The sequence below is a fragment of the Moraxella cuniculi DSM 21768 genome, assembly GCF_900156515.1.
GTDB lineage: Bacteria > Pseudomonadota > Gammaproteobacteria > Pseudomonadales > Moraxellaceae > Moraxella > Moraxella cuniculi.
Window position 1 is genome coordinate 38,252 of record NZ_FTNU01000014.1, and the last position, 24,468, is coordinate 62,719.

The 24,468-nt window shown below is 43.5% G+C and carries 24 protein-coding genes and 1 pseudogene; 10 read left to right on the forward strand and 15 right to left on the reverse strand.

What is annotated here, in order from left to right; all coding sequences use genetic code 11:
* Positions 1-16: 16 nt before the first annotated feature.
* Positions 17-1,405, reverse strand: a complete 1,389-nt coding sequence (fumC, locus tag BW928_RS08260) for a class II fumarate hydratase (RefSeq protein ID WP_076555757.1) — start codon at positions 1,403-1,405, stop codon at positions 17-19.
* A gap of 143 nt (positions 1,406-1,548) precedes the next feature.
* On the opposite strand from fumC, the gene BW928_RS08265 reads away from it, so the two are divergent.
* Positions 1,549-2,136, forward strand: coding sequence for a 5-formyltetrahydrofolate cyclo-ligase (locus BW928_RS08265; RefSeq protein WP_076555758.1), 588 nt, complete (start codon positions 1,549-1,551; stop codon positions 2,134-2,136).
* A 219-nt stretch (positions 2,137-2,355) separates the two neighbouring features.
* Here BW928_RS08265 and BW928_RS08270 read toward each other — a convergent pair whose 3' ends face one another.
* The 5 genes from BW928_RS08270 to BW928_RS08290 form a co-directional block, all read right to left on the reverse strand.
* Entirely contained in the window at positions 2,356-2,991 is a 636-nt protein-coding gene (locus tag BW928_RS08270) for a hypothetical protein (protein WP_227516578.1), read from the reverse strand.
* Between the two features lie 186 nt (positions 2,992-3,177).
* A complete protein-coding gene (locus tag BW928_RS08275) occupies positions 3,178-3,480 on the reverse strand; it encodes a hypothetical protein (protein ID WP_076555760.1) in 303 nt (100 codons plus the stop codon).
* Positions 3,480-3,821, reverse strand: a complete 342-nt coding sequence (locus tag BW928_RS08280) for a hypothetical protein (RefSeq protein WP_126330840.1) — start codon at positions 3,819-3,821, stop codon at positions 3,480-3,482. Before BW928_RS08280 ends, BW928_RS08275 begins: the two co-directional genes overlap by 1 nt.
* Positions 3,822-3,831: 10 nt before the next feature.
* The gene (gene rpe / locus BW928_RS08285; protein WP_076555761.1) at positions 3,832-4,512 is read right to left on the reverse strand and encodes a ribulose-phosphate 3-epimerase; all 681 of its coding nucleotides are present in this window, start codon (positions 4,510-4,512) and stop codon (positions 3,832-3,834) included.
* Between the two features lie 145 nt (positions 4,513-4,657).
* On the reverse strand, positions 4,658-5,479 hold the full coding sequence (locus tag BW928_RS08290; protein WP_076555778.1) for an enoyl-ACP reductase FabI: 822 nt from the start codon (positions 5,477-5,479) through the stop codon (positions 4,658-4,660).
* 257 nt (positions 5,480-5,736) lie between these two features.
* Here BW928_RS08290 and folE point away from each other — a divergent pair, with 257 nt between their 5' ends.
* The 3 genes from folE (at position 5,737) to BW928_RS08305 (ending at position 9,627) form a co-directional block, all read left to right on the forward strand.
* Positions 5,737-6,342 carry a GTP cyclohydrolase I FolE gene (gene folE / locus BW928_RS08295; RefSeq protein WP_076555779.1) on the forward strand — a complete coding sequence of 202 codons (606 nt, stop codon included), beginning with the start codon at positions 5,737-5,739 and terminating at the stop codon, positions 6,340-6,342.
* 71 nt (positions 6,343-6,413) lie between these two features.
* Positions 6,414-8,039 carry a phospholipase D family protein gene (locus BW928_RS08300; protein ID WP_076555762.1) on the forward strand — a complete coding sequence of 542 codons (1,626 nt, stop codon included), beginning with the start codon at positions 6,414-6,416 and terminating at the stop codon, positions 8,037-8,039.
* A gap of 187 nt (positions 8,040-8,226) precedes the next feature.
* Positions 8,227-9,627 carry an MFS transporter gene (locus BW928_RS08305; RefSeq protein ID WP_076555763.1) on the forward strand — a complete coding sequence of 467 codons (1,401 nt, stop codon included), beginning with the start codon at positions 8,227-8,229 and terminating at the stop codon, positions 9,625-9,627.
* Positions 9,628-9,735: 108 nt separating this feature from the next.
* On the opposite strand, the gene rpiA is transcribed toward BW928_RS08305, so the two are convergent.
* Positions 9,736-10,395 (reverse strand): ribose-5-phosphate isomerase RpiA, encoded by a 660-nt coding sequence (gene rpiA, locus BW928_RS08310; RefSeq protein WP_076555764.1) that lies wholly within the window; start codon positions 10,393-10,395, stop codon positions 9,736-9,738.
* A gap of 304 nt (positions 10,396-10,699) precedes the next feature.
* Between rpiA and BW928_RS08320 the strand changes: the two genes are divergently transcribed.
* On the forward strand, positions 10,700-11,614 hold the full coding sequence (locus tag BW928_RS08320; RefSeq protein WP_076555766.1) for a LysO family transporter: 915 nt from the start codon (positions 10,700-10,702) through the stop codon (positions 11,612-11,614).
* A gap of 296 nt (positions 11,615-11,910) precedes the next feature.
* Here BW928_RS08320 and BW928_RS08325 read toward each other — a convergent pair whose 3' ends face one another.
* The 4 genes from BW928_RS08325 to BW928_RS08340 form a co-directional block, all read right to left on the reverse strand.
* The gene (locus tag BW928_RS08325) at positions 11,911-13,200 is read right to left on the reverse strand and encodes an FAD-dependent oxidoreductase (RefSeq protein ID WP_076555767.1); all 1,290 of its coding nucleotides are present in this window, start codon (positions 13,198-13,200) and stop codon (positions 11,911-11,913) included.
* 155 nt (positions 13,201-13,355) lie between these two features.
* Positions 13,356-14,768: a type I glutamate--ammonia ligase gene (gene glnA, locus BW928_RS08330; protein WP_076555768.1), complete on the reverse strand. Its 1,413-nt coding sequence runs from the start codon at positions 14,766-14,768 to the stop codon at positions 13,356-13,358.
* Positions 14,769-15,249: 481 nt separating this feature from the next.
* Positions 15,250-15,555, reverse strand: a complete 306-nt coding sequence (locus BW928_RS08335; RefSeq protein WP_076555769.1) for a hypothetical protein — start codon at positions 15,553-15,555, stop codon at positions 15,250-15,252.
* Positions 15,556-15,559: 4 nt separating this feature from the next.
* Entirely contained in the window at positions 15,560-16,105 is a 546-nt protein-coding gene (locus tag BW928_RS08340) for a hypothetical protein (RefSeq protein WP_078310212.1), read from the reverse strand.
* Between the two features lie 149 nt (positions 16,106-16,254).
* On the opposite strand from BW928_RS08340, the gene BW928_RS08345 reads away from it, so the two are divergent.
* Together BW928_RS08345 and BW928_RS08350 are read left to right on the forward strand one after the other, a co-directional pair.
* Positions 16,255-17,856, forward strand: coding sequence for a glycosyltransferase family 2 protein (locus BW928_RS08345; protein ID WP_076555770.1), 1,602 nt, complete (start codon positions 16,255-16,257; stop codon positions 17,854-17,856).
* Positions 17,853-18,635, forward strand: a complete 783-nt coding sequence (locus tag BW928_RS08350; protein ID WP_076555771.1) for a glycosyltransferase family 25 protein — start codon at positions 17,853-17,855, stop codon at positions 18,633-18,635. The genes BW928_RS08345 and BW928_RS08350 overlap by 4 nt, the downstream gene beginning before the upstream one ends.
* Positions 18,636-18,653: 18 nt before the next feature.
* Here the strand turns inward: BW928_RS08350 and BW928_RS08355 are convergent, their stop codons facing one another.
* The gene (locus BW928_RS08355; RefSeq protein WP_076555772.1) at positions 18,654-19,640 is read right to left on the reverse strand and encodes a glycosyltransferase family 4 protein; all 987 of its coding nucleotides are present in this window, start codon (positions 19,638-19,640) and stop codon (positions 18,654-18,656) included.
* A 34-nt stretch (positions 19,641-19,674) separates the two neighbouring features.
* Positions 19,675-20,673: a glycosyltransferase family 4 protein gene (locus BW928_RS08360; protein ID WP_076555781.1), complete on the reverse strand. Its 999-nt coding sequence runs from the start codon at positions 20,671-20,673 to the stop codon at positions 19,675-19,677.
* 81 nt (positions 20,674-20,754) lie between these two features.
* Here BW928_RS08360 and BW928_RS08365 point away from each other — a divergent pair, with 81 nt between their 5' ends.
* The 3 genes and pseudogenes from BW928_RS08365 to rfbC all read left to right on the forward strand — a co-directional run bounded on the left by BW928_RS08365 (position 20,755) and on the right by rfbC (position 22,803).
* Complete coding sequence (locus BW928_RS08365; protein WP_076555773.1) at positions 20,755-21,612, forward strand: glycosyltransferase family 25 protein; 858 nt, start codon at positions 20,755-20,757, stop codon at positions 21,610-21,612.
* A gap of 150 nt (positions 21,613-21,762) precedes the next feature.
* Positions 21,763-22,233 (forward strand): annotated as a pseudogene (locus tag BW928_RS08370) (sugar nucleotidyltransferase); the annotation flags it as partial.
* A 9-nt stretch (positions 22,234-22,242) separates the two neighbouring features.
* Positions 22,243-22,803, forward strand: a complete 561-nt coding sequence (gene rfbC, locus BW928_RS08375) for a dTDP-4-dehydrorhamnose 3,5-epimerase (RefSeq protein ID WP_076555774.1) — start codon at positions 22,243-22,245, stop codon at positions 22,801-22,803.
* 250 nt (positions 22,804-23,053) lie between these two features.
* Here rfbC and BW928_RS08380 read toward each other — a convergent pair whose 3' ends face one another.
* Together BW928_RS08380 and BW928_RS08385 are read right to left on the reverse strand one after the other, a co-directional pair.
* Positions 23,054-23,476 carry a hypothetical protein gene (locus tag BW928_RS08380; protein ID WP_076555775.1) on the reverse strand — a complete coding sequence of 141 codons (423 nt, stop codon included), beginning with the start codon at positions 23,474-23,476 and terminating at the stop codon, positions 23,054-23,056.
* Positions 23,477-23,516: 40 nt separating this feature from the next.
* Positions 23,517-24,468, reverse strand: a 952-nt coding sequence (locus tag BW928_RS08385; RefSeq protein WP_200800840.1) for a VENN motif pre-toxin domain-containing protein, incomplete at its 5' end; no start/stop codon positions are given.

Here is a 24,468-nt window from a genome sequence, read left to right on the forward strand (position 1 = left end):
GGTGCTAACAAGAGAGCTAGTTTGGAGCAATCATTTGTTCAGGTTTGACAATCTCATCAAATTGCTGCTCGGTCAATAAGCCAAGCTGAGCAGCAGTTTGTTTTAGCGATTGGTTGTTCTGATAGGCAGTTTTGGCAACTTTTGCTGCATTTTCATAACCAATATGGCGATTTAATGCAGTAACCAACATCAAAGAATGCTGAAGATAGTAGTTAATCTTTTCATGATTTGGCAAGATGCCTACTGCACAATGCTCATCAAAGCTCGCCACCGCATCGGCAAGCAGACGGATTGATTGTAACAAATTATAGCCAATCACAGGCATATAGACATTTAGCTCAAAGTTGCCTGACGCACCTGACAGTGTTATCGTGGTATCATTGCCAATTACCTGTGCAACCACCATCGTCATCGCCTCGCACTGAGTTGGATTAACCTTGCCAGGCATGATAGACGAACCTGGCTCATTTTCGGGAATATACAGCTCACCCAAGCCACAACGAGGGCCAGACGCCAGCCAGCGAATGTCATTGGCGATTTTATTTAGGCTGACTGCCAGCGTCTTTAATGCCCCAGAGGCAAAAACTTCGGCATCTCGTGTTGCCAATGCCTCAAATTTATTGGGTGCGGTAACAAAGTCAAAACCTGTCAAATCCGCCAATGTAGAGGCGGCAGTCTTGGCATAATCTGGGTGGCTATTTAGCCCTGTGCCGACAGCCGTACCACCCAAAGGCAATTGATACAAGCCCTCCAGTGCTTGCTCAATACGCTTCCGTGCATAATCCAGCTGAGACACATAGCCGCTAAATTCCTGCCCCAGCGTCAAAGGTGTTGCATCTTGCAGGTGCGTGCGTCCGATTTTGATAATATCAGCAAACTCATCGCTTTTTTGTTGCAAAGTATCTTTAAGCCGACTGACAGCTGGTAGCAGTTTTTGCTTAATCTCACAAACAGCAGCAACACGAATGGCGGTTGGGAAGCTGTCATTGGTTGATTGTGCATGATTGACATGATCATTGGGGTGAATCGGCTGATAGCTACCTTTGGGCGAACCTGCCAGCTCATTGGCACGATTGGCGATAACTTCGTTGATATTCATGTTTGATTGCGTGCCTGAACCTGTCTGCCATACCACCAGCGGAAACTGCCCCTGTAACTTGCCTGCAAGTATCTCATCACAGGCTTGCACAATCAGCTCCGCTTTGTCTTTGGGCAAGCGACCCAATTGAGCATTGCTAAGTGCGGCAGCTTTTTTGACCAATGCCATTGCAGTAATCAATGGAGCAGGCAGAGTCTCGCCACCAATCTTAAAGTTCTGGCGACTGCGTTCTGTTTGTGCTCCCCAGTACGCTTCGGCAGGTACGGCAATCTCACCCATGGTGTCTCGTTCTATGCGTGTTGTCATAACGACCCCTTTATTAAGTTAATTTTTATCACAATCATGACATTATGGTTGGTAAAATAGCAAATTTATGATACGCTAATCACAGTCAGCATAACACAATGCACAATCAATTTCAATAGTTAATAATAATCATTATCATAAATATGACGCAATCAGCCCCCTTGCTTCTGGCCGCCGATTACCGCAAATTCATGCGACAAAAACGGCGATTGTTGGACGCTGCCACAAGGCAACACTGCGCCTCTTTGGCGAGTCGTTTTTTGCCCAAGCTATTTTCTGTACTGCCAAATAATGCCAACATTGCTTTTTATTTGGACAGTTTTGGTGAGATGCCCACCGAGCCATTGGCAAAGTTTTGCCAACGCTATGGCTATCAGGGCTTTTTGCCCATCACACGGCACGGCGAGCCACTTCGCTTTGCCCCCATTTATCAACCACTGGCAAAAACACCGCTAAGACGACACCATCTGGGCATGGCAGAACCTACCACCCACAAGATTGATGCCAGACGAATGCACGCCATCATTTGCCCTGCTGTCGCCATTGACAAGACAGGTCTGCGGCTGGGCATGGGTGGTGGATATTATGACCGCACTTTTGCCCATGCACCCAATTGCCTAAAAATCGCTTGGTGCTATGACTTTCAGCTGGTGGATAGCCTACCCAGACAAGCATGGGACAAAAGCATGGATATTATCATTACCGAGCGAAGGTTTATTCGTATTAATTAATAAAATTACCATGTATATTTAATAAAAATACAATATTTATTAAAATAATACACCAAACCTACCTTGACACTCCAGTGCCGATAACCTTACCATAGCATATGTATCAATCTCTCCATAACGGTTATTTTGGTCAAATCTTCCCATATCGATTACAATCAAAAACCCTTGATGCAATCAATCACATCAAGGGCAAATCCAAATCTTCTATAGCAAATACTCTTAGCTATAATGCACTGGCTCTTCATCATAAATATGTGCGTGCCAAAAATTCGCCTGACGCTGCACCACACTACTAATGGCAGCATGAATCATCGCCTGAGCGACCAAATGTACATCACCCCCCAGCATATCTTTAACCTGTTCAGAAAATTCAATGCTTACCAATGGGTCGCTTTTGCCCACCTCTCGCAAAATCATCGCACCTGACTCTTCTTCCATAAACTCAAGCAATGCCTCTTGCTGAAACTCACCAAAAACTGGTTTGGATTTGGCAGTATCTTTGGTCGCCTCCATGTCCTCTTGTGTATCGCTCTTGGGCTTGTCTTGCTTGTTTGTCATCTGCTGCAATCTCTCCTTTAGCTCTCGATACGATTTCATCAGGCGATTTGCCTTTGGATTGGCCTGTATTTGAGCATGTCTTAGATTGGCAGCCTTATCCCACAGTGCCTTCATGACATCATTGCGACTGTTGTCAATTTCTTTGGACATCAGCTCCAGCACAAGCTCAAAAGCCCTGTCAAGATCCAGCTCAAGCAGCTCAAGCTGCTCTAAAAATGCCAAACACTCATCACTGCTCATCTCTTGCCAATTTTCAACAGCATCGCTAATGGTCGAAGAAGTCAAATCCGTCATCATAAACCTACTTTTATATTTGAGCAATCAGCTGGCACCTGTGGCATTTTTAACCAATACAAAACAACCACTTGTTCAATGATGGTTGTCTGCCACATGGTGCTTGTGATTTTAAGATTGGGGCAAGCCCATATACGGTCTTTATGGCATTGTTTTATAATTTTTCAAGGTTTGTTTGTCCAAAGAATATCACCGCCAGTATCGCAGCTTGGCAATCATAAATAATAACGCCACAAACATACCCAGATAATAAGCCATCTTTATATCAAAGCTGTCATCACGCCATTTTAACGGTGCGGCAACCAAGGCGGTGCAAGCAGGGATAATAATCAGACAGATGAGCCAATTCTCAAAAGTATGCAGCCAGCCCTCCCAGCCACCATAACGCAGTCCTGCCAAGCCAATCAGCAAGCAAGCGACCACAAGCAACAAAATCAAGCCCTTGGGAATGCCATCAGGGGTGATGGCATCAGGAATTAGTTTATCCAGCATCAGCTATATACCCCCATGATGGACAATAACGCAACCGTGGATAATAACCAGCCCAAAGTCCATGCGTTGCGTGGGTGAATGTGTGCCTTGCCCAGCTTATTTAGCCCAATGCTACCAAGCCAAACCATCATCGGCAATACCACGACAAATGCAGGCACAATCACAGCAGCCTGTCTAAATACCTGCTCTGGCGGATCGCCAAACATCAACCGAAAGCCAAATCCTGCCGCACTCAAGACAATCGTCGCAAGGCACAAACCAACACTAAACACCATCGGCACAACACCAATAGCTCCCCCTTGCTTGGCTGGTGGATTTGTTCGCTGAGTATCATGATTCATAGCAATCCCCTTATTTGCTGGCAAATGCAGCAAGTCTGTTACGCATCGCGTCAATCACAGCACGATAATCGGGCTGATTAAAAATCGCTGAACCTGCCACAAACATATCCGCCCCCGCTTCGGCAATGGCGGCAATATTATCCACATTAACCCCACCATCAATTTCCAAGCGGATATCTCTGCCACTGTCATTGATACGCTGACGCACCGCACGCAGCTTTGGCAATGTGCTTTCGATGAATTTTTGACCGCCAAACCCTGGGTTTACGCTCATGATCAAAATCTGATCAATTTTATCAATGGTATGATCCAAATAATGCAGCGGTGTTGCAGGGTTAAACACCAAGCCACATTTGGCACCGCCATCTTTTATCAATTGCAAGCTGCGATCAATGTGCTGTGTTGCCTCAGGGTGAAAAGTAATGATATCCGCCCCCGCCTGAATAAAACTCTCAATCATGCCATCAACAGGCGAAACCATCAAATGCACATCAATCGGTGCTGTGATGCCGTAGTTTTTTAGTGCTTGGCAAACCATCGGGCCAAAACTTAAGTTTGGCACATAGTGATTATCCATCACATCAAAATGCACCACATCAGCACCAGCATCAAGTACCGCTTGTACCTCTTCGCCCAAGCGTGCAAAATCCGCCGACAAAATAGAAGGAGCAATCAAAAAAGGCTTTGTCATCATCATTTCCAATATTAACACATAATTGCCATTATCATATCAAAAAAGCCAACAAACGAAAAGCAAAAACACGCTTAGTAGCTTCCACAAAAAAAACCAAACCCAGCTTAGCAAGTTTGGTTTTTGTGGTTTATAAAATTACAGCTTATTCTTCGTCTGCTGCCATTGCCATGATTTGCTCGCTGATGGCAACGGTGTTAAACCCTGCATCAACAAACAAAATCTCACCTGTTACACCACTTGCCCATGGCGATAACAAAAACAATGCCGCATTGCCAACTTCTTCTTGGCTGACATTGCGTTGCAGTGGAGCGATTTTTTCGCTGACATCAAGCATACGGCGGAATGACTTGATACCGCTGGCTGCCAGCGTACGAATCGGCCCTGCACTGATGGCATTGACACGGATACCCTCACCGCCCAATGATGATGCCAAATAACGCACCGATGCCTCAAGACTTGCCTTTGCCATGCCCATGACATTATAATTTGGCAACACCGAAATACTGCCCTCATAAGTCAAGGTCAATAACGAACCTTGTCTGGCTGCCAGCAGTTCACGACCTGCCTTGGCAAGTGCCACAAAGCTATAGCTTGAAATATCGTGGGCGATTTGACTGCCCTCACGCGTGGTAGCATTGGTAAAATCGCCGTCCAACTGATCAGCAGGAGCAAAGCCGATGGCGTGTACGATGCCGTTTAGTCCGCGATTTTCGCCATCGCCCCAATGCTTGGCAACTTCGGTAAAACACGCATCGATTGAGGCATCAGATGCCACATCACACTCAATGACAGCAGTTGCGTTAAATGCCTCGGCTGCCATTTCAACTCGTTTTTTGATTTTGTCATTCGGATAAGTCAAAATCAGCTCAGCACCCTCGCGGTGCAAGCTCTCAGCAATTGCCCAAGCGATGGATAATTTACTGGCAATGCCAGTTACCAAAAAACGCTGACCTTTAAGTAGCATAATCTGTCCTTTTGTAAGAAAGTTTTGGGCATTATAACACGGAAAATAAAATTGTGCGACAAAATCTGGTACAAATGTAAACCCAGTCAAATATTTGGCATGGCAAACAACAGCAAAGCCTGCCTGATTGCCACAAACACTGCTAATTTGTCCAAAATCATCGAAAAATCAAATAAATTTGCCGATTTTGCTTTATAAAATCCAAATTTATGCTAAGCTATAGCTTTTTTGTAATTTTATTTTATTTTGTGAAAGCCATGTCAAATTCTGATACTGCAAATTTTATCCCTGATTATAACGCTGTGGCAGAGCATTATGCCCAGATTATCGCCAAGGCAGGCGAAGATCTGACACGCGATGGACTGCTTGATACACCCATGCGTGCTGCCAAAGCATTTGGCTATCTGACACGCGGCTATCATCAAGATTTGGCAACGGTTGCCAATGATGCCATCTTTGATTCGGACAATCCAGAGCTGGTTTTGGTGCAAAATATCGAATTTTATTCATTGTGCGAACATCATCTGTTACCGTTTTATGGCGTGGCTCATGTTGGCTATTTGCCCAATGGCAAGGTTTTGGGGTTGTCCAAAGTTGCACGCATTGTTGATATGTATGCTCGCCGCCTACAAATCCAAGAAAATCTTACCAAGCAAATCGCCACCGCCATCGAATCTTTGACAGGTTGTCGCGGCGTTGCTGTCATCATGGACGCAAGCCATATGTGCATGATGATGCGTGGCGTTGGCAAACAACAATCAACCACACGCACCACCAGTATGCTTGGTGAATTTGCACAAAACACCCAAGCACGCCAAGAGTTTTTGGAGGCTCTGCCACGCCGCAAACCTGCCTTTGGCTAAAACTGGCTCATTGTATTATAATTGTGCCAAATTGCCTACGCTGCACGCATTGTATTTTGGGTGGATTAAATATGGTTCATTATCGCCGATTGCTGGCAAATATTGCCACCGTGCTGATTGTCGCCCTATTGGCAGGGTGTGCCAGTCTGCCAAAATCACCGCATTTGCCAAAAAGCCAGCTGCTTACCAGCCAAGCCCAAAAACGGCATCAGCTAATCAAGCAAGGCGGTGGCGTGGGCAATTTAATTACCGCCATCAATGAACAAAGCCAATACTATCCCAATTTGTCAGGCTATTATCCGATTGCCACAGGTGCCAATGCCTTTGCCTCTCGCAGCGCTTTGACAAATTTATCCAGCCAAACCATCGATGTACAATACTACATTTGGCATAACGATGAGGCAGGCCAGCTCATGCTAAAAGACCTCTGGGAGGCGGCACAGCGAGGGGTGATTGTCCGATTGCTGCTTGATGATTTTAATAGCTCAAGCGATCTAGATCAGCTGCTTGTGCGTTTTGCCAAGCACCCAAACATTGCCGTGCGTCTGATGAATCCATTGCCCTATCGCAAACTAAGAAGCATCAACTACCTAGCACACCCTGCCCGCAGCAATAAGCGAATGCACAACAAAAGCATGACTTTTGACAACAAAATCAGTGTCATTGGCGGTCGCAACATTGGTAATGAATATCTCAATAATGCCCCCGAGAATAACTTTGCCGACCTTGATGTCATGTTGGTTGGCGAAGTGGTCGGTCGCATTACCGACAGTTTTGAGAGCTATTGGTCATCGCCACTGTCATTTGATATTGAGACTTTGGTTCGTGATGACCAACAAAGCTTTACGGATATTGTCAAGCCAAGCGTGATTGATGACATTCAGCAATCAAAAACCGTCGCCGAAAGCGAACGCATCTTACGCACGTATCGCCATGCCATGCAAAACTCTACCATTGGACAAAAACTACTGGATAAGCAAGTGCCGTTTTTTTGGACAACGATTGATTTGTTGGCTGACGATGTCAAAAAACTAAGCAATCAGGCAAGCCTCGATGATTTTTTGGTGAGCAAATTACAACGCAGACTGGGGCAACCAAACAGCCAGCTTAGTATCATTTCCTCGTATTTTGTGCCAACCAAACAAGGCGTTGACACTTTGACCAAACTTGCCAAAATGGGCGTGCAAGTTACGATTTTGACCAATTCGTTTGACGCCACCGATGTTGGTATTGTCCATGCAGGCTATGCTCATTGGCGAAAACAGCTGCTGGCTGCTGGCGTGCGATTGTTCGAAATCAAATCCACCGCCCAAAGTGTCGAAGAAAACGAAAATCGATTTTGGCGTACACGAGAACAAAGCACCACCAGTCTGCACGCCAAAGCATTTGCGGTCGATGATGACAAAGTATTTATCGGCTCATACAATGTCGATCCTCGCTCAGCAAATATCAACACCGAGCTTGGCGTATTAATCCAAGACCCAAAACTTGCCAAGCAGCTGCACAACGCCCTATCCAACAACGGCACGCTTGCCAATCAAGCCTATGAATTAAAGCTGTCTGATACAGGTGATATTCAATGGCACACCATCGAAAACGGCAAAGCAGTTATCTATGACAGCGAACCAAATATGGATCGCAAAGACCGTGTGATTATCAATATCGCAAGCCTATTGCCGATTGATTGGCTGTTATAATGTGGCATTATGTCAGCTTAGGTTTGATTGTTACAAAATTTACCAATTAATAAGAAATATTGTATAAAAAATGCTGTTTTTTTGTAAACTTTCAGGTACAATAATAACAATTTATCAATTTTGTCAACCTCCAAACATTGCACGATGCTTTCTTGTTTTGTAAGCGGTTTGATAATGGAAGAATGCCATGCCAACACAACTGACCCGTCAGCATCTGCAAGCCATCTGTATCACCAGCCTGATTTTGGCTACCGAGTTTTTTAATTTTGCCATTGTATTGTATTTGTCAGAGTTGCTGCTGCCTGTATTTTTTGGCAACAGCCAAGAGTCGTGGCTGGCGTATGTACAATTATTCGTATTACTTGCGGCAGGATATGTGCTAAGACCACTGGCAGGATTGCTGATTGGGTGTTATGGCGATCATCATGGACGGCAAGCGATACTTAAGCCAAGCCTGCTTGCCTTGATAGCAACTACGGTACTGATGGCTATTTTGCCCACTTATGCCAATATTGGCTGGCTTGCAGCGATACTGTTTGTTGTGGTGCGACTTGCCCAAAGCATCGCCACTGCTGCTATCATGCCCACCGTCTGGGTGTATATCACCGAGCGATTGCCCACACGCAATCTGGGGCTGGGCTGTGGCAGTGTGCTGGCAGGTTGCGTGCTTGCCATGCCGTGTGTCATTATGCTAATCAGCTGGCTTGATAGCACGCTAAGCTATGAGCAGATGTTCAGCTATGGCTGGCGAGTGGCATTGCTGTGCGGTGCCATGGCAAGCCTGCTTGTGTTACCTCTTATCAACCAACTACAAGAAAGCCCCATCTTTGTTGGTGATAAAAATCAGCAGCCAAGCACAATCAGCACGGTGCGGTTGTCTGATTTGGCAACCAATCATCACCCTGATGCTCTCACCATCGCCAAATTACCCACAACCAAGCGTATCGGCTGGGCATTTGATACCATCTGCCAAATTGCCAGTTGGCTATTTCACCAGCTCATTACCAAAACAATGTTTATCGGTCTAATCATTGCCAGTACGCTTACTGCTGCGATTATTAGCCTGCTGATATTCACCCCAACTTTGCTTAGTTCATTAATCGACCTAAGTTTTGGCATCTCCGAAGCACTGCTGTGGCGTGCCAATCTGGTGATTGCCATCAGCATGGCGATGGGTGCTGTTGTCTTTGGACTGTTGGTTGATAGATTTAATGCAGGGGTTGTCTTGATACTGGGCAGTTTATTCTTGGCATTGCAAGCGGTGCTATTATTTAATCACCTGCGTACCGATGGCGATAACCCACTTTGGTATTTTGCCAGTTTTGGGGTGGCATCAGGCATTATCGGGGCGATGCCTTCGGTCATTGTGCGATTATTTTCTCGCAAAATTCGCTTAAGTAGCGTTGCAGTTATTCTAAACTTTGCCATCGCCATCATTGCAGGATTTTTGCCCTTTGTTCTTGGCTTGGCAACGGTTTATCTCTCCTTTGCCCCTGTGATATTTATCAGCACCCTATCGCTGCTTGTGATGTTTGTTAGCTTTTATATTTATTATTTGCCACGCAGTGATGAGGATATGTGGCGTTAAATTACCCAAATTTATTGCCACTTGGCGGTTGGTGATGATGCCAGCAAGGCATCAATTCAATCACCAACACCGCTCGGCATCCACTTTGCCAACCCAAACAAAATCTTGCTAAAATTGCACCGTCTGCACACCACCTTCGTGTGCTTTTAGCATCAGTGTTGCTGACTGGGCGGCAAAAATACCATTACAAACAACACCAACAATGTTATTTAACCGTTGCTCAAATTCGGCAGGATTATCAATAATCAAATCATAAGTATCCAAAATAACATTGCCATAATCAGTAACAAACCCCTCACGATACACAGGCTCGCCACCCAATTTCACCAGCTGGCGTGCCACATAAGAGCGAGCCTGCGGCAAAACCTCAATCGCAACAGGGAATTTGCCCAGACTGCTGACAACTTTTGAGTCATCAACCATGCAAATAAAACGCCTACAAGCTGCGGCAACAATTTTCTCACGCGTCAACGCACCGCCGCCACCTTTGATCATATTGCCATCAGCGTCAATTTCGTCCGCCCCATCAATGTACAAATCCAGCTCGCCAACTTGGTTAAGGTCAAAAATCTCAATGCCCAATGACTTTAGGCGGCTCTCGGTAACTTCAGAGCTTGCGATAGCTCCTTTGATACGCACCTGTGGCAACAAGTCAATCAAACAATTAACCGTGCTGCCCGTCCCCACGCCCAAAATAATCCCATCATCAATATAAGAGAGGGCAGCTTTGGCGGCGGCTTGTTTTTGGGCAAGTTTTGGATCTGTCATAACACACCTTTTTGGACTTAAAAGCACAAACTGCCATCGCTGACAATTCCAGCTTATGCTCGTTGATTTGGTTTATTTTGCTGTCAAATTTGGCAGCACAAACTGTCAATTTTACGCCAAAATGGACAAAAATCCAAATGTATTTTTCCCCAAGTGATGATTTTGGTAAGACAATCGCCAGAATGTGTCAAAATGGGCAAACTTCGCCACGATTTTGACAAAATTAATGCCGCAAATTGTGGTATTTTTGCTTAAAAGTGTTATAATATATCGTTTTTAGCAACCAAGCCACTGTGGAGTCATTATGCAAGGGATAGTAACACTGCTGCTGATTTTAAGCCCAATGTTTATTGGATTTATGCTGCCGATATCCAAATCATGGGCAAAAACAAGCGAGCAGGCATTGAACGGCTTGGTGTATCTTATTCTCATCGTCATCGGCATCGAGCTTGGGCTGGTTGATGACTTGGCAAAAAAAGTTGATGATATTGCCAAATATCTGTTTGCACTCATTGGGCTGACCATCAGTGCTGGACTGATTAGCTTGGTGATATTTGACAAATTACACACTCATCACAATGCCCAAAACCCAACAAACCCTACAAACAAACCAAAAATCAGCCTACACGGCAGTCTGGTTCAGCTTGTCTGTCTGGTGCTGGGCTTTGTCATGGGCAGAGTTTTGCCAGCAAATTTTCTACCCCCTGAAAAGACCACCACGGTACTGCTTATGCTGCTGTTATTTTTGGTCGGTATTGGGCTAAAAAGCTCTGGTATCAGCCTACGGCAAGCATTGATTAATAAATTAGGCTTACAAATCAGTGCAATATTTATGATTTTTACCAGTATCAGCGGTGTGATTTTTTCCTTGATGTTTGATGAAGTTGGCGTGATGCAAGGCTTGGCAGTGGCATCAGGCTATGGCTGGTATTCAATGTCAGGGACAATCATCACGGACGCTTATGGGGCGATTTGGGGCAGTGTTGCCCTGCTAAATGACTTGGCACGCGAGATTATCGCCCTGATTTTTATTCCACTGGTGATGCGTCATTCAGCTTCGGCAGCGATTGGACTGGGCGGTGTTACCAGCCTTGATTTTGCCCTACCAACCATCTTGCAAGCAGGTGGCACACGCATTATGCCAACAGTCATCAGCTTTGGCTTTATTACCAATGTCGCTGCCCCTGTTTTGATGGTGTTTTTTAGCTCATTTGGCTAAGTTGTTCATCACAATGTGGCTGACACCATCTGCCAAAATGCCTGATTGCAAGCTCACAGGCAACAAAGGCATGGTTAAACACAAGCCACACAGTAACAAGCTCAAGGCTTGACATATTGATAATTAACTTAATAATTTATTTAGTTAATTAAACCTATGACGATTGACATTGTCCAGCTTTTAATATTCCATCTTGCTGCCATAAACCCAGCTCGTAAAATTTTGCCAATCGTCTTGTGATAAAACTGCCAAAATCCATAGGTGGTGTTGTCTTTTGCCGAAACTTGGCTTTGCAGCTAGCGATTGGCTCGCTTGATAAACTGCCTTATCACAAAGGGCATTTTGGCAATCTGATGGCTGCATTCACTACGCAAATAACGCAGCATGGCAACATCAGCCAAGCCTGATGCGTAGGCAAAATGAATCAAAGAAAAGCTGTGCATCATCAGCTCATTATGGCTCTTTGTCGCTCGCTGATAATCGTGCAGCAGCTGTGGGTGCAGAGGTGATTTGTGATGATATTTGTCCACCAATGCCAAAAACTGTGCCACATCAGACAAACCCAAGTTCAGCCCTTGCCCCGCCAATGGATGCACGCCATGTGCCGCATCGCCAAGCAGTGCCAGCCGACCTTTATAATAGCGTTTGGCAGCTTGTGCAGACAGTGGAAAACTTGCCAGCGATTCAAGTTTTGCCACCATGCCCAGTTCATAGCCGCTTGCAAGAGCCAGCCGATTTTTTAGCAATGATTCATCACGCTGATACTCAGCAAGATAAGTATCCGCCAACGCTGTCGGCAAGCTCCACACAACCGAATGCCAGCGGTTTGTTTTGTCATCAGTTGGCAAATGTGCCATCGGCAGCATCGCAAGCGTACCAGTCGGCAGCATTACCTGCCGTGCAGTATTATCATGCGGTTTGTCGGTATAAATAGCACAACAAATCGCCTTTTGATGATAATCAAGTGTCGCCAGCCCCACCGCCATCGCTTGACGCACCAGCGAATGCCGACCATCAGCACCCAAAAGCAGCTTTGCCTGTGCCACCTTATGCGTGCCATGTTGCCGATAGCGAACAATCACCCCATTGCTTCGTTCATCAATCGCCATGCCATCACCAAGTAGCGTTGCGGCAAATGCCAAATCAAGCCCATCTGCCAATTTGGCACACTGCCACAATGCCTCATCAAGCACAGATGGTTCCACCATTGAACCAAGCGGCTGACAACGCCCTTGCTTATTATCATCACAAAATATCAACTCCCCAAAATCATCACGACCCCAGACCTGCATTTTGTCAAAGTCAGCTTTGCGTTTGACAAGCTGCCAAGCACCCAGCGTTTCTAATAATGCAATACTGGCACGATTCATTGCATAAACACGAGCATCTCGCACTCCAAGTCGCTGCTGTAAAGTCGCCTCATTTGGCAATGGTTTATTGTCCAGCAGCAGCACCTGATAGCCACGCTGCACCAATGCAATGGCAGCCACCATGCCAACCACGCCTGCACCGATGATGATGACATCATACAGCTGTTCTGATGCTTGTAAAATTGCTGCTTTTGCAATGTTAGGTTTGGTGTGCATACTGTCTGTCTACTTATCGGTTTAATTTTCATGATGATTTGGCAATGATTAATCAACATTGCCACAAGCTGCATTGTAGCCGAAATTGGTAAATTTTGCAGAAAAATCTTAAAAAAATACCCCAAACACAAGGCTTGGGGTACAGACTGTCTGCATTAGCAGCGATAATACAAATCAAACTCCAACGGATGCACCGCTTCGTTTAATTTTTGCACTTCTTGCATTTTTAGCTCAATATAAGCATCAATCATCTCTTTGCTGAACACATCGCCTTTTAACAAAAACGCATGGTCATCTTTTAGAGCATTTAGAGCTGTCTCAAGATTTTCGGCGACAGTTGGAATTTGTGCCTCTTCTTCAGGTGGCAAATCATATAGGTTTTTATCCGCTGCCTCGCCCGGATTGATTTTATTTTCGATACCGTCAATTCCCGCCATCAACAATGCCGCAAAGCACAAATATGGGTTTGCTGCAGGGTCAGGGAAACGCACCTCAATACGCACAGCTTTTGGGCTTGAGACATGAGGAATACGAATCGATGCCGAGCGGTTTGATGCCGAATACGCAAGTTTGATCGGTGCCTCAAAGTGTGGCACAAGTCGCTTGTAGCTATTGACAGTTGGGTTGGTGATGGCGTTTAATGCACGAGCATGCTTGATGACACCACCGATAAAATGTAGTGCAGTGGTTGATAGACCTGCATATTCATCGCCAGAGAAAGTATTGACACCGTCTTTGGCGATAGAGATATGCACATGCATACCAGAGCCATTATCACCAACGATTGGCTTGGGCATAAAAGTGGCAGTTTTGCCAAATTGATTGGCAACATTTTGTACCACATACTTAAACTGCTGCACTTCGTCGGCTTTTTTTACTAAGGTGTTAAATGACACACCAATCTCCAGCTGTCCTGAAGCAACTTCGTGATGATGCACCTCAACACGCCCCTCGCCCATGATATCTTCAAGGCGATCGCACATCACTGCACGCATTTCATGATAATGATCCACAGGCGGTGTTACTGCATACGCACCTTTGACATGGGGACGCTGACCATTATTGCCCCATGGATAGTCTTTGTTGGTTGACCATGCAGCCGCTTCGGCAACGATGACATTTCTTGCACCTGACTGGTCAATATCCCATTTTACCTCGTCAAATACAAAAAATTCAGGCTCAGGGCCAAAAAATGCCGTATCGCCAATTCCTGTTGATTTAAGATAAGTTTCGGCACGGCGAGCGATGGAACGCGGATCTTTTTCGTAGCCTTGCAAAGTGGCAGGTTCGATAACATCACAAGATACCACCACTGTCGGTCTGGATTCAAAAAACGGATCCAAATAAGCTGAATCTGGATCAGGCAACAAAATCATGTCCGAAGCCTCGATGCCCTTCCAGCCTGCAACTGATGAGCCATCAAACATCTTACCGTCCTCGAGCGTATCCTCATCAATGCTTGAGGCAGGAAAAGTCAAATGCAGCTCCTTGCCATGCGTATCAGTAAAACGAAAATCCACCCATTTTGCACCTGACGACTCAATTAAGTCAAACAATTTATTACTCATCATCGCTCCAAATATTAACAAACCAATCAACCTAAGCGGCAAATTAAGCAAACTTGCTCAATCGCACTACTGTCAAATTTATGCCTATCATGATACGCTTTTTTTTGATAAAGGTAAACTTGGATAATCGCACATTTACCAATTATTAATAAAAATAATAAATAATAATAAATTCATCAATATATCAATATAATATCATTAGCATAGAAAATTTTTATCATAAAATACTGATTTTATTATATTTTTATATCTATGATAAAATAAGGTGAATTTTATTATTTAGTTTATTATGATTGTTTATTTTAAATATATTAATTTATTGGTAAATAAAATGGTTATATCAGTTTAACCAATGAATAAATCAGATAATCATCACCTTTTTGCATTTGCATGACAATTTGCAAAGTTTTGGGTGCTTGTGGTGTGATTTTGCTTTTGCTTTGATGGTGGCCTTTGCCAATCTGTCAGCCCACCAATCAACTCAATCAGGCAAATCCATCTGACTGGTATCAGGATTTAGCCCAAAATAAAAAATCACCGTCGCCACCAAACTATTGACACCGATAAATGCCCAGTCAAAGCCTTGATGATTCAGCACAAATCTGCCCAATAACATCGACACCCCAAGCATCACCACAAAGCAGCCAAGCAGATATGCAATCATCACAGGGTGTGTCATGCTGTCTATTTCGCCTGTTTGGCGTTTTTGGCGGAGCAGTTTGATATTTATCATAAATGCAACAACATACACCACCGAACCCATCAATAAATAGCCCAAAAATCCCATTGTTCTAGCCCTTTTGTGAATTTTTATGGAAATTGTTTATCAAATCAACAGGCGTATCATCGCATGGCACTTGGTAGATGGTATTGACCGCACCCATCAGCGATACGACATAGCGACTGTCAAGCATTGGATTGGTATTGGCACTGGCTTGGTGAGTTTGTAGCAAAATTAGCATCTTGTCAGCCCGTGCAATCACATCACCCGCTACATCAGCTGATGACAAATCAATGCTGTTGGTTGAAAAATATTGCCAGCCCTGTGCCAGAGGCAACACTTCCAGCTTTTCAGGATTGTCCCAAATCGCCTGACTGCCTTTTGGTTCTTTCATTTGCATGACATAACCGCCATTTTGCTGGCTAATCTTGATGGTTGCAGGTGTGTCTTTGTCGATGGTATAGCACCCATCAAATACTGTCTCTTCTGCCGCCACGCCAAACTGCTTGTTCTTTTGTGCGTTTTCGGCTGTTTTTTGGGATTTTTCACACCCTGTTAAACCACCCAACAGCAGTGCCATAACCACACTGCCCAATGCAATCACCTGTTTTGTCATCTCTTCACCCTGCCAAAAAACTCTATTGTACTGATAATTGATGATTTTGGCTAGATTTTTAGCACAATTATGCCGAAAAATCACTGGCAAAGTTTCACAAAGTTAAGTAAAATGTTGTCAAATAACCCAACCAAATTTAATCACTTAGCATGAATACCACCCCTTATCGCCTGTCTGTTGTGATGATTGTCAAAAACGAGGCAAAAAACCTTGCCATCTCATTGCCAGCCTTGACTGGGCTTGCTGATGAGATTGTCGTGCTTGACAGTGGCAGCACCGATAACAGCCGCCAGATTGTTGAAAAGTTTGGTGGCAAATGGTTTGTCAATACCGATTGGCAAGGTTTTGGGCGACAACGACAAATCGCCCAAAGTTATGCAACAGGCGACTGGATTTTGGCATTGGACGCCGATGAAGAAATCACCGATGAGCTTAGATATAGTATTTTAGCAGCCATCAAACAAAAACCTGAAAATACAGTCTATGGCATCAAGCGAATAGATTGTATTTTTGGGCATGAGATTGACAATCGATTTTGGGCAATTAAGGCACATTGGCGACTCTATCCCAAGCACTTTGGCTACAATGATAACTTGGTGCATGAATCGGTGGTGCTAAACAATGCCAAAACCGCCACCTTGTCAGGTTTTGTGCGTCATCATACCGCTGATACGCCACTGTTTTGGCTCACAAAACGCCTAGAATATGCCAAAGCATGGGCTGATGACCGCCATGCACAAGGCAAAAAAGGCAAATTTAGTAAAGTTGTGCTAAACCCTATTTGGGCATTTTTTAAACAATATCTGCTTGATGGTCGTTTTTTGCAGGGGCGTTATGGGTTGATTTATTCCTTGCTTTTTACTCAATATACTTTTAATAAATATGCAATATTATACGACTTAACTCACAATCAAGCCGAGCAAGCGTTTATTGATTATACACAACAAGCAAAGCAGCTGATTACGCCTGACCTCTCCAAAAAACAAGCCACCTTATCACTGGTGATGATTGTCAAAAACGAAAGCAAGCATTTGGCGGCGTGCTTAGACACAGTGCATGATATTGTTGATGAAATTGTGATTTTGGACAGTGGCAGTACCGATAACACCCGTGAGATTGCCGAGCGTTTTGGGGCAAAATGGTTTGTTAATACCGACTGGCAGGGTTTTGGCCGTCAGCGTCAGCTTGCCCAGAGTTATGCCAGCAGTGACTATGTGCTGGTGCTTGATGCTGATGAGCGTCTGGATCAGACTTTGCGAGAGTCCATCGTCGCTGTGCTAAATCAGCCTGTGCAAACCGATAAAGTCTTTGATATTTCTCGTATTAATACTTTTTGTGGTGTGGAAATTCAGCCACGCCAGTGGTACACTGACAAACTGGCACGACTGTATGCCAATGCTCATTTTAAATATTCCAACCTAGAAGTGCATGAATCGCTTGATCAAAAAGGTGTGCCAAGTGAGCGATTGGCAGGTTATTTACCACATATCACCAACGACAACCTACACCATTTTTTGCAAAAAAATATCCGCTACAGCCATGACTGGGCAAGCGAAAAACACCATCAGGGCAAGATGGTTGGCATTATGGGTATTTTATTGCGATCGTGGTTTTCGTTCATTCGTGAATATCTGATTCGTGCTGATTTTACAGGCGGTGCCTATGGCTATATTTTGGCATTTGCTTCGCTAGGCTATACGATGGATAAATATATCATGCTATGGCAGAAAAATAGGGAAAGTCGCTCATGAAAAATTATGTCATTAGCACCGACCACGCCAGCGAACGCCGTCAGCACATCAGCCAAGAATTTGCTGCACAAGGAATTGCATTTGAGTTTTTTACAGCAATTATACCTGCTCAAATCGCCGAACTGTCAGAGCGTTTTGATATCAACCTGAGCAACAATCAACGACTGTCGCCAGAAGAAAAAGCCTGTTTTTTTAGCCATCTTAGCCTGTGGCAAAAAATGCTTGATGAAAATATTGAGTATATGGCCATTTTTGAAGATGATGTTCATCTGGGTGAAAAAGCACACTTATTTTTGAATAATGACGACTGGCTTGACTTGCTTGACTTTCATCTAATAAAGCTGGAAACTTGGCAAGAGCTGGTACATATCGGAAAGCCCCTGCTGTCAATGCATAAGCGTGATTTTAGCCGCCTAAAAAGCTGCCATGTCGGTATGGCTGCCTATATCATACACAAAAGTGCCATTGCACCCATCTTACATTTTATTCGCAATCTCCCCGACCACGAACGCTTTGCCATTGACCATGTGATTTTTGATGCCTTATTAAATACCCTAAATACTTGGCAAATGCACCCTGCCTTGGCAATCCAAGCAGACAGACTGCTTGACACAAATCAAGCAACCAAACTCCCAAGCCAGATTAATCAAGGACGAAAAAACAACAGCTTTATCTACATAGCCAATGATAGCAATGCCAAAAAACTAAAAAAGTTCTTTCGCAGAATTTATCGCAGTATTGGCAAACGCACTTTTTATCAGCGAATTCCTTTTCGATAATCCAAGCAGCCAATCAGACTAATCATCAACCATTGCCAAGCGTGCTTTGATATTGGCTTTGGATTTTGGACGCTGCTTATTTAAGCTCTCGCCAGCAAGCACTTTTTCATAGCACTCGATATAGCCTTTTGACATAGCCAAATGATCAAAATACCGCTTCGCATGCTCATGACAAGCCCGTCTGTCAAATTTATCAATTCTGCCAACCGCCTCTGTCAATGTCGCATAACTGTCAGACAACAAGCCAATATTCTCTTGGCTAATGATGTCAGGCATCGCCCCAAATGGCGTAGCAAAAACAGGACAGCCCAGATACAAACTCTCAATAATCGCCAAACCAAATGGCTCATGCCACAGCACAGGGAATATCAACCCAGCAGAATTGCGTACCAGTTCATTTTTTTTAACGCCACCAACCATGCCATGAAATGTCAGCTGTGATGACAAATAAAAATAAGGATTGCGTTTTAGATTAAAGCGTTTGCCGCCCAAGATATGTAATGGCATATTGGCGTTTTTGGCAATTTTTACTGCACCTTGCAGGTTCTTGATACGCCAAGTCGCCTTTGCCAAAAAATGTACATAATTCTTTGGCTGCTCCAGATTAGGTTCACCATAATCCGCCCAATACAACCCATTATGCACATAGCAACTGGCTTGATAATTGTAGGCATGCTGACGCGACAGATAGATTGTATTGATATTAAATTCCTGCACCACCTCACTGTTGCTATGCTCAGTACAGACATAAGGCGTATCCAAATCACCGTCATAAGCAAAATGAAAATGCACAATATCCGCCCAGCCTTGCACTTGACTCTCCAGTGGTTTTGAGTCGTCAAATAACATGGCATCAGGGTGGCGACTTGGGTGTTTGGTCATGAATTTAACTTCATGCCCCAGTTGTTTTTGTCCTTGATATAATGCCCAAAGCACACGCTCTGTGCCGCCATAATCATTTGGCGGGATTGGTAAACTGGTTAATAATACATGTAAAATTTTCATCATCAATCCATTAAATTATCAAGCCCAGCACGCATTACTTTGTCAAAGCAAACTCATAAGGCAAAGTTATATCAAGCCTTGGTTCATGCTGATGTAACGGCTGACCATTCATAACTTTTTCATAATATTTTAAATAATTTTTACTCATTGCCAAATGGTTAAAGGTCTCTTTGGCGTATTCATGGCAGCGTTTTCGGCTAAACTGCCCTATATTTTTTAGGACATCTATCATCACAGATTTGCTCTGTGTGCTGACGCCAACTTCGGGGATAATCAGCTCTGGCAACGAACCACAATGACTACCAATCACAGGACAGCCCAAATACAAGCTCTCAATCATCGCCAATCCAAATGCCTCGTAATTTAGCACAGGGAAAATTAGGGCTGATGAATTGCGAATGATGTGATTTTTTGACTCGCCACCCATCATACCATGAAAAGTCAAATCATTGCCCCAGTAAAAATAAGGGTGATATTTGCCATCTTTACGCCATTTTAGACAATATCGCCGACTGCCAATGACTTGAAGTTTTGTCTTTGCTTGGCGTGCGATATCAATGCTGTCTTTTAGATTTTTATCCTTGTATTTGGCATTTGCCAAAAAATGGGCATAATCACTGGTTGCGGTCAGGTTCGGCTTACCATAATCCTCCCAGTACAAACCGTTATAAACATAAGCCTCGCCTCCGCTGCGTTCGGCGTGTAATTTACCCAAAAAAATGGTATTTTTGGGAAAGCTGGCAGGCGTGATTTGCTGATTATGCGTTGTGCAGACAAACGGCGTATCCATCTGACCACGATACAAAAAATGAAAATGCACAATATCCGCCCAGCCTTGCACTTGACTCTCCAGTGGTTTTGAGTCGTCAAATAACATGGCATCAGGGTGGCGACTTGGGTGTTTGGTCATGAATTTAACTTCATGCCCCAGTTGTTTTTGTCCTTGATATAATGCCCAAAGCACACGCTCTGTGCCGCCATATTTTGGTGGTGGTATGGGCATGCGTGTTGGTAATACATGGAGGATTTTCACAGTGCTCTCATTCATACTTGACAAATAGGTCTATTGTGCAATAATAGCACATTTTGGCAAAAAAATCATTGGTGTCTTAATATGAAAAATTATGTAATCAGCCTTAGCCACAAGACGGATAGGCAAGAACATATCCGCCACGAATTTGGCAAACAGCAGATTGATTTTGAGTTTTTTGATGCCGTTACTCCCGAGCAAGTACCGTTACTGGCGAAGCAATTTAATATCAATATTGATAATGCAAACTTAACAATGGGTGAGTTGGCTTGCCTGTTCAGCCATATCAGCCTATGGCAAAAGTGCCTTGACGAGAATTTAAGCCATATCACGATTTTTGAGGACGATGTCTATCTTGGTGAAAATCTTAGGTCATTTTTGACCACGACAACATGGCTTGATACAACAATTGATGTCGTTAAGCTGGAATTTTTTGAACCTCTGGTAAAAATGCACAAAAACGCCCTGCCAGTCGGTGATGGCAGAGTGCTGCGAGAGCTGCTTGAGATGCATCTTGGTACAGCAGGATATACGCTTAGCAAAAAAGCCTGTCAGCAGTTATTACAAAAACTGCCAACAATCTCCAAACTTGTCGCGGTTGATCATATAGTCTTTGAATTGGCAATCCAAGAAAAACAATTGAGTGTTTATCAGCTCAATCCCGCCCTATGCGTGCAATCAGACAGAACCTATCTGCTTGACAATCGCCAAACATTTCATGTATATGACAGTAGCCTCGAACACGACAGGCGAGACAGACTAAACGCTACTGCCCACATTGATACCACTTATACTACCAACACCTCCACCCACCAATACCAAAAAAATAAAAAAACTTTGCCTGAAAAAATCAAGCGGGAATTCATGAGGGTTGTTTATCAATTCTTAAATATAAAAAGCAGCATTAATGATAGATTGCATAATCGCATTAAATTTCGCTAAATACCTAGTGAAGCAGTAATTGCCCCATTCGTCAGCCATAATAAATTAAATCAAGTCCAATCAGATGGATTGGGCTTATGCACATGCAATTAGCTAAGGTTTATCAGTCCAGCCTTTGGCAAGCTATGAAACCCTTGGTATTATTGCCGACATGTCAACAACCCAGAGCGTTTTGGCGTGGTAGAGTTTGATAAAAATGGCAAAGCCTTAAGCATAGAAGAAAAACCTACCGAGCCAAAATCACATTATGCGGTTACAGGGCTTTATTTTTATGACAATGATGTGGTAGAAATCGCCAAAAATATCAAACCTTCACATCGTGGTGAATTAGAAATTACCGATGTTAATAATGTGTATTTACAAAAAGATACGCTAAATGTCGAGTTGCTTGGGCGTGGCTTTGCTTGGCTTGATACAGGTACGCACGACTCGTTGCTTGATGCAAGCCGATTTGTACAAACCATTGAACACAGACAAGGATTAAAAGTCGCGTGTTTAGAAGAAATTGCCTATGCAAATGGTTGGATAAATAATGAACAATTGTTGGCACGAGCAGAGTTTTTTAAGAAAACAGGCTACGGACAATATTTATTAAAATTACATAAAGAGCATAACGGTTGAGGCATGAACATGAATGTCATAGAAACCAAAATCCCTGAATTGTTGATTTTTGAACCACGAATTTTTGCCGATGAGCGTGGTTGGTTTATGGAAAGTTTTAACCAAAATGCATTTGCCAAGGCACTTCAAGAGCGTGGTTTTGAGGTGCCAACCTTTGTACAAGATAACCATTCCATGTCATCAAAAGGTGTGTTGCGTGGATTGCATTATCAAAGCGAACCCTTTGCCCAAGGAAAATTGGTGCGTGTGGTACAGGGTCGTGCCTTTGATGTTGCGGTGGATATTCGTAAAGACTCACCAACCTTTGGGCAATGGGTCAGTGTAGAATTAAATGCCCAAACGCATCGCCAATTTTGGATACCTGCAGGCTTTGCTCATGGCTTTGTTGCGTTAGAAAATAATACCCAATTTTTGTACAAAACCACAAACTTTTACCACAAAGACAGCGAGCGAAGCATCATATGGAATGATAAGACGATAGGGATTGATTGGCAAACAGAGGGTTTGGAATTGATTATCAATGAAAAAGATGCTCATGCCTTGTCTTTTATTCAGGCAACAAATGGCTGATTTGACAATTATTCATCGTGATGTTGGCTTATGCTTGCATGCCTTCCCAATCTCCCCAGCACTCACCGCATCCGCTACATCACCATTGGTTGTGGTGTAGGTAGTGATGGCTGTGGTTAGGCTTAAGATACTTGTGATGGTGTCTTTTTGCTCTTGGGTTGGGTCTTTGGAATCTTTAGTGTTAAATCAACAGTCAGATAAGGCGGCGACCGACGGTGTGGTATACACCATGCGTACTACTAGATCTTTTTTAATACATACAAACACCCCTATCTTCAAAATCCACTTGGATATAAATAAATTCATTCTCATCCTTATCAATACGCTCTTTACCAATTTTAGTGTATACATTGTAATCACAGTAAGATAAAATCGTGTTGCTATCTTCATCTGGTAAATTTTGCAGGTTTTTATTTTTCGGTATATTGTCTAGAATGATGGACAAATATGCATCATTATAGGGAAATCTTCTAAATTCTGAAATGAGATTAACCGTAGGTTTGTAATAAGACCATTCATAAACAGGCTTGGGCAATCCTTGGGTTAAATGGTTCATGTCTGCTTGAATTTTATCCCTAAGCTTTGGAAAGCTATCAGGCATTTTATCTTGATTGACAGGATTTAGAAAATAATAGTCAATTTTCTGATATATAAAAATAGGAAAGGTCAGCACAAAAACCACCAAAAAAATAAGCTTGACAAAGACATCTTTTTCATTTTTTCCCGCCTAGTAATTTTTTGATTTGCTCAGATGTTAATACCAGTTCTGTTGCTTTCATTGTTGAGCCAGATGCACCGATCCCGCTTGCACCACTGAGTCTTGAACCATAGCCAGCATTAATACCAACACCATAGGTGTTAATTTTATCGCCTGCTTTAGTTACTACCCTACCAACACAAACAACTTTGCATGCTTCGGTAGCAAATGAAGGTCCCTCAATAACCCTATCTATTTCACCTGCATTTTTCACACCTCCCACAATACTGCCAAAATTTACAGAGGCACCAGCAGATAGAATGTTGGATAACGAGGAGACATTAATATCTGGATGTCCAGAAGTAAATACTCGACCATTTTTATTATTAATCACTATGGTGTAACCCGCTACACCCCCAGAAATATTAATAATGGTCATATCGTTGTATGTTTGGTGGACAGATTCAACACTTTGCATCACAATCTTAACTTGTCCTTGTAAACTTATCAATTTGAAGTATTTATCTCTGTCCCCATCGGCGAGAATCCAAGCACCTTCTCTTTCTGCTTCAAGATACATTTCATTATTATTCTCAACCCCAACTCTCCCAATCTCAGCTCCATTAACTGCATCGGCTACACTACCGCCTGTTGTGCTATAAGCAGTAGTAACTGTGGTTAAGTTTAAAATACTTGTAATAGTATCTTTTTGCTCTTGGCTTAGCTCGTTTGGTTTTTTGCCATATAAGTAATTTGCCAAGATAGGGGCGATGGCTTCATTACTGATGGCAGAAGCTGCACCTGTCATTGGGTCATTACCTGTGGCATAATTTGTAGCAGCACCTAGTATGGCATGAGCCAGTAGGTGTTGCGGGCTTTGTTCTTCTGGGCGATTACCATTGTCTAGTTGGTTTAGGGTTTTGTTTTGTTTAAAGTATTGTCCTATGTTATAACCTACTTGTGGACTT